At 62.2% G+C, this 11,398-nt stretch carries 12 protein-coding genes; 7 read left to right on the plus strand and 5 right to left on the minus strand.

The features are described 5' to 3' along the window. Positions 1-530 precede the first annotated feature (530 nt). Both rhtA and CKW37_RS19765 read left to right on the plus strand, forming a co-directional pair. On the plus strand, positions 531-1,418 hold the full coding sequence (gene rhtA, locus CKW37_RS19760; RefSeq protein ID WP_095157557.1) for a threonine/homoserine exporter RhtA: 888 nt from the start codon (positions 531-533) through the stop codon (positions 1,416-1,418). 180 nt (positions 1,419-1,598) lie between these two features. After that, positions 1,599-1,880 carry a hypothetical protein gene (locus CKW37_RS19765; RefSeq protein ID WP_095157559.1) on the plus strand — a complete coding sequence of 94 codons (282 nt, stop codon included), beginning with the start codon at positions 1,599-1,601 and terminating at the stop codon, positions 1,878-1,880. A gap of 52 nt (positions 1,881-1,932) precedes the next feature. Here the strand turns inward: CKW37_RS19765 and CKW37_RS19770 are convergent, their stop codons facing one another. Together CKW37_RS19770 and CKW37_RS19775 are read right to left on the minus strand one after the other, a co-directional pair. Further along, entirely contained in the window at positions 1,933-3,747 is a 1,815-nt protein-coding gene (locus tag CKW37_RS19770) for an aminopeptidase P family protein (protein ID WP_095157561.1), read from the minus strand. A 57-nt stretch (positions 3,748-3,804) separates the two neighbouring features. Then, a complete protein-coding gene (locus tag CKW37_RS19775; protein ID WP_095157563.1) occupies positions 3,805-4,965 on the minus strand; it encodes a cysteine desulfurase family protein in 1,161 nt (386 codons plus the stop codon). 204 nt (positions 4,966-5,169) lie between these two features. Between CKW37_RS19775 and CKW37_RS19780 the strand changes: the two genes are divergently transcribed. Further along, on the plus strand, positions 5,170-6,273 hold the full coding sequence (locus CKW37_RS19780; protein ID WP_095157565.1) for a DUF3182 family protein: 1,104 nt from the start codon (positions 5,170-5,172) through the stop codon (positions 6,271-6,273). Further along, positions 6,260-7,030 (plus strand): S9 family peptidase, encoded by a 771-nt coding sequence (locus tag CKW37_RS19785; RefSeq protein WP_095157567.1) that lies wholly within the window; start codon positions 6,260-6,262, stop codon positions 7,028-7,030. The genes CKW37_RS19780 and CKW37_RS19785 overlap by 14 nt, the downstream gene beginning before the upstream one ends. Here CKW37_RS19785 and CKW37_RS19790 read toward each other — a convergent pair. After that, positions 7,025-7,396, minus strand: coding sequence for an antibiotic biosynthesis monooxygenase (locus CKW37_RS19790; protein ID WP_095157569.1), 372 nt, complete (start codon positions 7,394-7,396; stop codon positions 7,025-7,027). The two genes, CKW37_RS19785 and CKW37_RS19790, sit on opposite strands and share 6 nt — an antisense overlap. A gap of 188 nt (positions 7,397-7,584) precedes the next feature. Here CKW37_RS19790 and soxR point away from each other — a divergent pair, with 188 nt between their 5' ends. After that, a complete protein-coding gene (gene soxR / locus CKW37_RS19795) occupies positions 7,585-8,034 on the plus strand; it encodes a redox-sensitive transcriptional activator SoxR (protein ID WP_095157571.1) in 450 nt (149 codons plus the stop codon). Between the two features lie 2 nt (positions 8,035-8,036). Here soxR and CKW37_RS19800 read toward each other — a convergent pair whose 3' ends face one another. Next, the gene (locus tag CKW37_RS19800) at positions 8,037-9,008 is read right to left on the minus strand and encodes a GlxA family transcriptional regulator (RefSeq protein ID WP_095157573.1); all 972 of its coding nucleotides are present in this window, start codon (positions 9,006-9,008) and stop codon (positions 8,037-8,039) included. A gap of 103 nt (positions 9,009-9,111) precedes the next feature. Here CKW37_RS19800 and CKW37_RS19805 point away from each other — a divergent pair, with 103 nt between their 5' ends. Next, positions 9,112-9,660: a cysteine hydrolase family protein gene (locus CKW37_RS19805; RefSeq protein ID WP_095157575.1), complete on the plus strand. Its 549-nt coding sequence runs from the start codon at positions 9,112-9,114 to the stop codon at positions 9,658-9,660. Between the two features lies 1 nt (position 9,661). Here CKW37_RS19805 and CKW37_RS19810 read toward each other — a convergent pair whose 3' ends face one another. Then, a complete protein-coding gene (locus tag CKW37_RS19810) occupies positions 9,662-10,225 on the minus strand; it encodes a helix-turn-helix domain-containing protein (RefSeq protein ID WP_095157577.1) in 564 nt (187 codons plus the stop codon). Positions 10,226-10,312: 87 nt separating this feature from the next. Here CKW37_RS19810 and CKW37_RS19815 point away from each other — a divergent pair, with 87 nt between their 5' ends. Beyond that, the gene (locus tag CKW37_RS19815) at positions 10,313-11,257 is read left to right on the plus strand and encodes a DMT family transporter (RefSeq protein ID WP_095157579.1); all 945 of its coding nucleotides are present in this window, start codon (positions 10,313-10,315) and stop codon (positions 11,255-11,257) included. Positions 11,258-11,398: the final 141 nt, after the last annotated feature.

An 11,398-nucleotide genomic window follows, 5' to 3' on the forward strand; every position in this document is an offset into this window, starting at 1 on the left:
GTGATGCTGATAATCTTGCTGACTATCAGTCCGAATTCACAAGCACCCACACGAATTGCTTGATTCAATTGTTAAAGAGCGGTTGGTTAAGAGCTTTTCGTCTCAACCGAGGCGCGCATTCTACGCTTTCCTCTCAGCCTGTCAAGCGTTTATTTTGAAGTTTTTCAGAATTTCTCTTTCAACTTCAAACACTTGACTCGCTGCGATCTCTCGTCAGCGGGAGGCGAATTCTACAGCGTTACAACCTGCTGTCAACTGCCTTTTTTCACCGCTTTCGGTGGAGACCGAAACACTTCCTACGCTACCTGAAACTTCTAACTCTTTGAATCTCAAGGAGTTTTCCGTTCCGACTGCGCCGGAAGTGGGGCGAATTATAGACAGATAAAACGGGGCGTCAAGGGTTTATTTGAAATATGGGTCAACAAAGAAATATGCGCACTATATTGCTCATTTACCCCGCAGTTGAGCATCATAGGCCCATCGGCGTAACTACCGCCCTGCCCTCCTATATAAAGGAACACCCAACCGCAATGAACATCCAACCCCGCAGCCTGGCCGCCACGCTGTTTCCTGTCGGCGTGCTGCTTATTGCAATGGCGTCGATTCAGTCTGGAGCGTCGCTCGCCAAAAGCCTGTTCCCGCTGGTTGGCCCGGAGGGCACCACGACGCTGCGCTTGCTGATCGCGAGCGTGATCATGTTGCTTCTGCTGCGCCCCTGGCGTGCACGGCTTACCGCCAGCACGCTGAAGACTGTGGTGGTTTACGGCGCCGCTTTGGGTGGTATGAACCTTCTCTTCTATATGTCGCTGCAAACTGTTCCGCTGGGCATCGCGGTGGCGCTGGAGTTCACCGGCCCGCTGGCAGTCGCGCTGTATGCGTCCCGCCGCCCGGTGGACTTTCTCTGGATCGGCATGGCCATCGCCGGCCTGCTGTTGCTGGTCCCTATCGGTGCGACCAGTTCGGGAATCGATCCGAAAGGCGCGTGCTTCGCCCTGGGCGCGGGGGTTTGCTGGGCGCTGTATATCCTTTATGGACAGAAAGCCGGTGCCGAGAACGGCATCCAGACCGCCGCCCTTGGCGTGGTGATTGCCGCGATAGTCGTTGCCCCGATCGGCATCGTTCATGCCGGTACTGCGCTGTTGAACCCGGCACTGATCCCGGTAGCCCTCGGTGTTGCGATCCTTTCTACCGCCCTGCCCTACAGCCTGGAGATGGTCGCCCTCACGCGCCTGCCGGCACGCACGTTCGGCACGCTGATGAGTATCGAGCCGGCATTCGGCGCTCTTTCCGGGCAACTGTTCCTCAACGAAGTGCTGAGCCTCACCCAATGGCTGGCGATTGCCGCCATCATTACGGCCTCCGTCGGCGCCACGATGTCCATGCGCAAGGGCGCCCCACCGCTGGTTGCAGCCGACTGATTGAGAAATATTTTCATTTAAAGCGATATGAGTGATTGTGTCGGCCCGCCAACCCTGTTTAAGCTGTGGACGGTATCTAATATGTTGAACCTTTCAAATCGGAGCAGGGACGAATAAGCATCAGGACGATGCCAAGTACACAAACACGGGCACAGACCCGCGAATGCGTTAAGGACAGGAATGAAACGAATTTTGCTCATCCTCGCCATTCTGGCCATTGCCGGTTGTGCTGCGACCGCCAAGGACGAAGTCAAGCGTGGCAAGAAAGGGCTGCACATCAACTGCTCTGGCCTGTCCTCCTCCTGGAACAAGTGCTATAGCAAAGCTGAAAGCTCTTGCGGCACCAAAGGCTACAAGGTCATCGCAAAATCCGGCGACGGCGATGAAGAGCCCGGCGACTACCCGTTCGGCATCAATCCAGCGGGCTACACAAGCCGCAGCATGATCGTCATCTGCAAATAAGAAAGGGCAACCCGTGGGTTGCCCTTCTTTATTAATGCGACATTTTGCCGACCTAAGCGCTGATTGCCGCCGTTCTCTCCTGCAGCCACGCAAGCGCTGCACCGCTCAGCAATGGCTCGAGCCGACGCCGTACCTGTGCGTGATAGCCGTTCAGCCACTCGACATCCTCGCTACCGAGCCTTTCGATCAGCAGGCAACGTGTATCGATCGGGCACAGGGTCAAGGTTTCGAACTCAAGGAAGTCGCCGAACGCACTCTTTGCCGACTCGCGATTGAACACCAGGTTTTCGATCCGAACGCCCCACTGCCCCGGACGATAAGTGCCCGGTTCAATAGAGGTGATCATCCCCGTCTGCATGGCCGTCTGTGGCGCGGCGGCGGCCTGATAGGCAATCACCTGCGGTCCTTCATGGACATTCATGAAGTAGCCCACCCCATGACCGGTGCCATGGCCATAATCGACATGCTCTGCCCACAGTGGCGCCCGGGCGATGGCATCGAGTAGCGGCGACAGAATGCCCCGCGGAAACTTCACTCGCGACAACGCGATCATGCCCTTGAGCACCCGCGTGCAATCTTCTTTCTGTGCCTGACTAGGCGTCCCAATCGGCACCATACGGGTGATATCGGTGGTTCCGCCCAGATATTGCCCGCCAGAATCGATCAACAGCAGGCCATCGCCTTCGATCCGCGCGTGGGAAGCTTCCGTGGCCCGATAGTGCGGCATCGCACCGTTGGCATTGAAGGCGGCGATGGTCGCGAAGCTGAGTGAAACGAAACCGGGACGCCGCGCCCTCTCGGCGCTCAGGCGTTCATCGACGGTTACTTCGGTAACCGTCTCGCGAGTCTGGGCGACCTCGAACCAAGAGAAGAACTCACACAGCGCCGCACCGTCCTGTTCCATGACCTGGCGGATGTGCGCAAGGTCCGCCTCGCTCTTGCGCGACTTGGCCAGGGTAGTCGGGTTGATGCCCTCCACCAGCCGCACGCCTTCATTAAGGTTCGCCAGCAGGCCACTGGTGACCTTGGCCGGATCGACCAACAGGCTGCTGCCCGCCGGAATCGCGGCGAGACTGGCGGAAATCGCAGGGTAATCCCGCACCTCTACGCCATCGGCAGCCAGAACCTTGCGCAGTTGAGCATCGACCTTGCCTTCACCGACAAACAGCAGCGCCGCATCGCGACTGACCAGCGCAAAGGAGACAAAGACCGGGTTGTAGGAAACATCACTGCCACGCAGGTTGAACAACCAGGCAATGTCATCGACGGTGGCAATGAAATGCCAGTCCGCGCCGCGCTCTGCGAGACTCTGGCCCAGGGCGTGCAACTTCTCCACCCGACTGACCGTGGCCTGCGGCGGCAAATGCTCGTAGACCGGATTGGTTGGCAGCGCCGGACGATCATCCCAGACCTCTGTGAGCAGGTCCTTGTGCATCAACAGGCGGACATTGCGCGCCTTCAACCGATCACCCAATTGCCGGGCCGAGGCCAGGGCCATGACCGCGCCATCCACTGCCACCGTGCCATCGGCGGGCGCATTATCGGCCAGCCAATCCAACGGACCGGGGCGACCCGGTTGCAGCTTGACCAGTTCTATCCCGCTGCCGGCCAATTCCCGCTCGGCCTGCTCCCAATAACGACTGTCGGCCCAGAGGCCGGCAAAGTCCGCGGTCAGCACCAAGGTGCCGACCGAGCCGTGGAAGCCCGAGAGCCACCGGCGTGCCTGCCAGTAGCCCGGCAGGTATTCGGAAAGATGGGGGTCGGCGGAAGGCACGAACAACGCATCGACCCCTTCGTTGCGCATCACCTGACGCAGGCGCGCCACTCGTGTACTGATCGCATCCTGCGCTGTCGGCTGACTGTTCATGCTTACTCCTGTCACTACCACGGCCATTCATTCTGGCCGCTGATAATGGAGCAGGCATCAGCCTCGGGCAACACCCCAGAACGGCGCCGGACGCAGCGCAGCCCTTATCGCGCGGGCCGCCTGGTCGATATCCGCCTCGTGGGTGAAACGTCCGAGGCTCAGACGGATGGTCTGACTCGCCAGGTATTCGTCATGCCCCAGCGCCAGCAACACGTGGGAAGGCGCACTGCTACCGGAGTTACAGGCCGAGGTGGAGGAAAATGCCAGTGTTGCACCGAGTGCGGAGAGGTCCAGCGAATCGCCGCTGAAGGTCAGACTGAGGGTGTGGGGAATGGCGTGTTGGGGGTTACCGTTGAGCTGCAATCCGGAAATATCACGCAACTGTTCCAGCAGGCGATCACGCAAACATCGGATGCGTGCCACCTCCTCGTCCTGCACCTCGCCGGCCAGGGCGAACGCCGCACCCATCGCAGCAATCTGGTGCGTTGCGAGGGTGCCGGAGCGCAAGCCGCCTTCGTGACCGCCGCCGTGGATCTGCGCCTGCAACAGGGGTCGGGCGCGTTCGCCAACATACAGTGCACCGATGCCCTTGGGTCCGTAGACCTTGTGCGCAGAGAACGACACCACATCCAGCGGCCACTCGCTCAGATCGATTGCCACTTTGCCGGCCGCCTGCGCCGCATCCACATGCAACAGCGCGCCATGACGCCGAACGATGTCACCGATGGCGCGAACATCATTCAGCGTGCCCAGCTCATTGTTCACCAGCATCAGCGAGACCAGGAACGTGTCCGGACGCAAGGCCGCCAATACGGCGCGCGGGGTAATCAGCCCGTTCGTATCCGGGGTGAGGTAAGTCACCTCGAAGCCGGCGTCCTGCAACTGCCGGGCGGTGTCGAGCACGGCTTTGTGTTCGACCCGGCTGGTGATGATGTGCCCGCCGCTGCGGCCCTGGGCCAGGCCCTTCAGCGCGAGGTTGTTCGACTCGGTGGCGCCGGAGGTCCAGACCAGTTGATCCGCACGCGCGCCCACCAATGACGCAACCTGTTCCCGGGCCAGTTCAACGGCTTGCCGCGCCTGCTGGCCATAGCGGTGCGAACTGGACGCCGGGTTGCCGAAATTGCCGGCTGCGCCCAGGCACTTGACCATCACGTCAATGACTCGCTCGTCGACGGGCGTCGTGGCGGCATAGTCGAAATACAGCGGTAGATTTTCCATGGTTCAAGGCTCTCTGGCAGTTGTCGCCCAGGAACGCAGCGCGCTTCCCGAATCCTGATGCCATAGTGCCTCAAGCCAGCATAGAACTAATAATTATCAATTTTCATATTTATATAACTTTTAGTAGAAAAGCCCGATTAGCGCTGAACTTCCGCTTGGTCGCGCGCTTCAGAACAGATATCCCTTGCTGCTGGAGCGCCTACCATGCCCCGCCGGACAGACCGCAAGCACGGCGTGTTGTTGCTCGATACCCGCGAGAGCACGCCCGACCACGAACGCGCCGTCCACCGCAAGCTGGCCGAACACCTCGCGGCGCTGCTGCACACCGAGGTGGTGGACACCGAGGCCGATGACAGCGGTGACTTCTACTACCTCCCCACCTCGACGCTGATCGAGCCTGCGCGCTATCGGGAACTGGGCATCACTTCGATCGCCGATTTCTTCGGCGGCATGGTCACTCATCCCTACATGGCGACCAAAGCCATCTCCCACCCCTTGCCCGCCAGCGCCACCTTTCCGCTGGGCTGGACCGACGACTTCGCCCGCCGCGCCTGTGATGCCCTGCTCAAGGGCTACACGGTGTTCAGCATCGATGATGCCCGGCGCGCCGCAGCGCTTTTGTTCCAGGACGGGCCGCTGCGGCTGAAGCCGGTGCGGGCTACCGCCGGTCGCGGCCAAACGGTGATCGAAAACCTCAACGCCCTGGAAGCCGAGCTGCAGCAAATGGATGAAGACGAATTGGCCCTCTGGGGCCTGGTGCTGGAGGAGAACCTTGAGCAGGTTGAAACATTCAGTGTCGGCCAGGCACTGGTAGCCGGTATCACCTGCAGCTACTACGGCGTGCAGAGCCTGACCAACGATCACCAAGGCGTTTCGGTTTACGGCGGCTCGGACCTGGTGCTGGTGCGCGGCGGCTACGACGAACTGCTGCAACTGGAGCTGGAAGATCCGTTGCGTCTGGCAATCACCCAGGCCCGAACCTACGAGCAGGCGGCCATGCAGGCCTTTCCCGGCTTTCTCGCGTCCCGGCGCAATTACGACGTAGCCCGCGGCTTGACACCCCACGGCAGCGTGCGCAGCGGCGTACTGGAGCAATCCTGGCGCATCGGCGGCGCCAGCAGCGCGGAGTTGCTGGCGCTGCGGGCATTTTCCGAGGACCCGGCCCTGCAACGCATCCGCGCCTCGACCCACGAGGTGTTCGACGAGGTGCAATTGCCCGCGGACGCGACGCTTTTCTACCAAGGGGACGACTCTGAAGTCGGACGCATCTGTAAATACGCGAGGATCCGCGCCTATGACCATCCATAGCGAAACCCTCGACATCCTTGTCGACGGCGAAAATATCGCCGGAACGCTGCTCAGCCCCAGCGCGAAAGTCCCGGGCATCCTTTTCGTCCACGGCTGGGGCGGTAGCCAACAACGCGACCTGGCCCGGGCCAAGCACATCACCGGCCTGGGTTGCGTGTGCATGACCTTCGACCTGCGCGGCCATGAGAAAACCGAAAGCCAGCGCCGCAGCGTCACCCGCGAGCAAAATTTCGCCGATGTGCTGGCGGCCTACGACAAGCTGGTCGGCCACCCGGCGGTGGACACCAGTTCCATCGCGGTGATCGGCAGCAGCTACGGCGGCTACCTGGCCACCCTGCTCACTCGCCAGCGCCCGGTGAAATGGCTGGCACTGCGAGTGCCGGCGCTGTATTGGGACGACGAGTGGAGCGCGCCCAAACAGGGCCTCGACCGCCAGCGCCTGTCGCAATACCGCCTGATGACCCTCGGCCCCGGCGACAACCGGGCGCTGGCGGCTTGCGCCGAATTCTCCGGCGACGTCCTGTTGGTGGAGTCGGAGCAGGACGACTATGTGCCCCACAGCACCTTGATGAGCTATCGCTCGGCCTTCGTCTGCGCCCATTCGCTGACCCACCGGATCGTCGATGGCGCCGATCACGCGTTGTCCAGCGACCGCAGTCAGAAAGCCTACAGCGCCCTGCTCACCGCCTGGATCAGCGAGATGGTGATCGGCGCCCGGCTCGATCGCTATCCGCACCATTCACCCTGGTACTCATAGCGTCTGGTGTGGCGCCACCTGGCAGTGCAGCCCGCCCTCGGCGGTGCGTGCCAAGCTGCTGAGGGTCTGGAAGGCGGAAAAATTCACGCCCCGGGCCAGGTGCTCGCGCAGCAGGTCGAGGAAGGGCTCCTGGTCGAAACTGCCAATGGCCGCCTCCCAGTCGGAGCGCGACTGCCATTGCAGGTATTGCAGCACCCGGCTGCCGTCGTCGCTGGCCTGCACGCTGATTCCCAGCAGCCCGGCATGTTCGAACGCGAGCCGCTCGCTGCGTGCCGCCAGGGCGTGGGCCAGGGCGTGCTGACGTAACGGGGCCACTTCGAATTCGATCAGTTGGGTGAAACAGAGGCTGTTTGCTACCGCCATCATGAAAAATCTCTCCGTTGTCGGGTTGGCCGGATCAGCGAGTAACGCGTTGCGCTTGGGGGCGGCCTTTCGCGAGCAAGCTCGCTCCTACAGGTCTCCCGCCTAAACAATGCACGGCAGGTATGCACTTGTGGTGCATGGCCCGGGCACGGTAAAACCTCCAGTTAGCTCAAGGTCAAGAGAATCTTTTTATGCAAGACAAAAGCCTGAGCGTCGGCCAACTGGCCACGCGCAGCGGCGTCGCGGTCACCGCGCTGCACTTCTACGAGAGTAAGGGGCTGATTTTCAGTACCCGCAACGCCGGCAACCAACGGCGCTTTCCACGGGAAACCCTGCGCCGGGTCGCGGTAATCAAGATGGCGCAGCGCCTCGGCCTGCCGCTCTCCAGCATCCACACCGCGCTGCAGAGCCTGCCCAGCCATCGCGCGCCCAGCGCCGCGGACTGGCGGCGCCTGTCAGCACAATGGCGGGACGACCTGACCGAGCGAATAGACAAACTGATGCTGCTGCGCGATCAGCTCGACGGCTGTATCGGCTGTGGCTGCATGTCGATGCAGAGTTGCCCACTGCGCAACCACCATGACCAGTTGGCCGAGCAGGGCCCCGGCCCGCACTTGCCGGAGCCCGCCGAGGAACACTGAGGTCAGGCCTGGCCGGTCACCTGTTTACGGTACTCGCCAGGCGCCAGGCCGGTGACTTTGTGGAAGACCTTGCGGAACGCGCCGGGGTCCTGGTAGCCGACACCCCAGGCGATCTGGTCGATGCTGCGGCGGGTGAATTCGAGCATCCGGCAGGCGCGTCCGACCCGCACCTGCTGGCAGTACTCAGTGGGTTTGAGCCCGGTGGCGCCGCGAAAACGCCGGAGAAAGGTGCGCTCTTCAAGGCCCGCGCATTCGGCCATGACCGCGACGCTGACGTCCCGCGCGCCGGTGCTCTGCAACCAGTGCTGAACCTTCAACACCGCTTCGTCGCCGTGGTCCAGGCGAGGACTGAAGGTGCTGCCCGCGGGCTTGAGCTGGACCGGCTGCACCGCCAGGAAGCGCGCGGTTTCGCTCGCAAGGGTATGGCCCAGGAAGCGCTCCACCAGGTTCAGGCCGACTTCGGTCCAGGCCATCAGGCCGGCGCTGGTGATCACATCGCCGTCGTCCAGCAGCGGCAGGTTGGCCTCCACTTTGACCTGGGGAAAACGCTCGGCCAGCGACTGGGCGAAGGTCCAGTGGGTGGACGCCGAACGACCATCGAGCACGCCACTGGCGGCAATGAAAAACACCCCGACGCAGACCGATGCCAGCAACACACCGTCGGCGTGCCATTCGCGCAACTGCCCGCGATAGCGCTCCAGCACTTCGCTGGACAACTCCGAGCCCAGGCTCGGCGGCACGATCATCACCCGCGGCTGGTGGCGTGGCTGCGGCTGGCTGTCGAAGGTCACGCTCAGCGCGCCATCCACGTCCTGCCAGTGACAGACCCGCAGCGGCGCCTGTTGGCGCACACCAAGATCGGCGGCCAGGCGATTGGCCACGCTGAACAGGTCGGTCATGCCATACACCGCGGCCATCTGCGCCCCCGGGTACATCAAGATGCCGATCTCGGTTGCGTCGCCCACACAGGTCATTGTCAGTTTTTCCCGTCAAATTGTCGGTCGCGCCAATCTTCAACAGCGCCGCGCAAGCCTATAACTATCCGCCACACCATCACCATCCTCCTGAGGAAGCAGCATGAGCAAGCACGCCCTGATCATCATCGACATCCAGAACGATTATTTCCCCGGCGGTAAATGGACCCTGGCCGGCGCCGACGCGGCCGCCGACAACGCCGCCAAGGCGCTGGCCGCAGCCCGTGAGCGCGGCGACTTCGTAGTGCATGTACGGCATGAATTCGAATCCGCTGATGCGCCATTCTTCACGCCCGGTTCGGAAGGGGCGCGGATCCATTCGAAAGTGGCTGCCCGCGACGGCGAGGCCGTGGTGCTCAAGCACAAGGTCAACGCCTTCCTCGACACGCCACTGCTGAGCCTGCTGGAAGCGCAGCACATCACCGACCTGACGGTGGTCGGCAGCATGAGCCATGTCTGCATCGATGCCGCGACCCGCGCCGCCGCGGACCTCGGCTACAACGTCAGCGTGCTGCACGACGCCTGCGCCACCCTCGACGTGGAGTTCAACGGCGTGAACGTCCCGGCCGCCCAGGTGCATGCGGCGTACATGGCTGCGCTGGCGTTCGGCTACGCCAAAGTGATTTCTACCGAAGAATGGCTCGCGGCCTGAATCAGATCACCACGTTGCGCACGAAACGAGTCGCCACCTCGCCGTCGTTGCGGTAGCAGTGGTTACGGTTGCTGGCGTAGCTGAGGAACTCGCCGGCAACCAGTTGGTACTGCTGGTTATCGATCAGCAGCGTCAGACAGCCTTCGAAGACGAAGACCTGCTCGCTGAAGCCTTCAGGGTCGGCGCTGGTGGTGTACAGCTCGCCCGGTTCCAGGCGCCACTCCCACAGTTCCACCTCGCGGCGGGCGGGGGTGCTGGCCAGCAGCACCGCCTTGCTGCCGGGGTGCTCGCCGGCCCAGGCCAGCTCGTTGATACGGCTGGAGTCGCGGTTGTCCGCAGCTTTGATCAGGTCGCTGAAAGCCACGCCCAGCGCTTCGGCGATCAGGTCGAGGGTCGACAGGCTGACATTTTTCTCTCCCGCCTCGATGGCCACCAGCATGCGTCGGCTGACACCGGAGTTCTGCGCCAGGGCGCTCTGGCTCAGACCCGCGTCGTGACGCAGGCGGCGCACGTTCTGACTGACGTGCTGCAAGACCGAGGCGCGTGAATTGGAATCTTTGTCCACGTGGGTGCTCACTCGAAAGGGTTTGCGCAGTATACTGCCCAACTTTGCCGCGCATTGTGCGTCGCCCCCTCTTCTGTGTGCAAGGTCATGACTACCAATACCCCCTCGCGTGCGTCCTTCACTTTCCGCCTGAGCAAGGCGGAACTGGTGCTGGTGTTCATCACCATGCTCTGGGGCGGCACCTTCCTGATCGTGCACAACGTCATGACTGTCAGCGGCCCGATGTTCTTCGTCGGCCTGCGCTTCGCCGCCGCCGCGTTGTTCGTCGGTGTCTTCTGCGCCCGTTCGTTGTCCGGCCTGACCATGCTGGAACTGAAAGCCGGGGTGCTGATCGGCGTGTCGATCATGCTCGGCTATGGCCTGCAGACCGTCGGCCTGCAAACCATCAGCAGCAGCCAGTCAGCCTTCATTACCGCGCTCTACGTGCCCTTCGTGCCGCTGTTGCAGTGGCTGGTGCTGGGGCGCCGCCCCGGCTTGATGCCAAGCCTGGGCATCGGCCTGGCCTTTGCCGGCCTGATGCTGCTGGCCGGCCCCAGCGGTGGCGCGGTGCAATTCAGCCCTGGGGAAATCGCCACACTGGTCAGCGCCGTGGCCATCGCCGCGGAGATCATTCTGATCAGCAACTATGCCGGCAAGGTGGATGTGCGCCGGGTCACCGTGGTGCAACTGGCCACTGCCTCGGCGCTGGCCTTCATGATGGTGGTGCCGACCCAGGAACGCCTGCCGGACTTCTCCTGGCTGCTGCTGACCAGCGCCATCGGCCTTGGCGCCATGAGCGCGGTGATCCAGGTGGCAATGAACTGGGCGCAGAAGTCGGTTTCGCCAACCCGCGCTACGCTGATCTACGCAGGTGAACCGGTCTGGGCCGGGATTGTCGGACGTATTGCCGGTGATCGCCTGCCAGGCCTGGCCCTGCTCGGCGGATTACTGATCGTGATCGCCGTGGTGGTGAGCGAACTGAAGATCAAACGCCGGGAAGAAAAGCCGGCTGAATGCGCCGCGGATGAGAAGGAAGCCGACCCGGGTCTCTAGCCAACCGGGTGCTTGTCCTGCGGAAACTGTTATAAGAAAAAAGATTTTTCTTACAATTCTTGTAAGGTTCTGCGACAGCTTCATGGTTGGTGATCCCATGGCTGTTCCGTATGATCCCTTACAAATTTCCGCAGATTAGAT

Source organism: Pseudomonas sp. Irchel 3E13, from assembly GCF_900187455.1.
In the GTDB taxonomy this organism is placed as follows: Bacteria; Pseudomonadota; Gammaproteobacteria; order Pseudomonadales; family Pseudomonadaceae; genus Aquipseudomonas.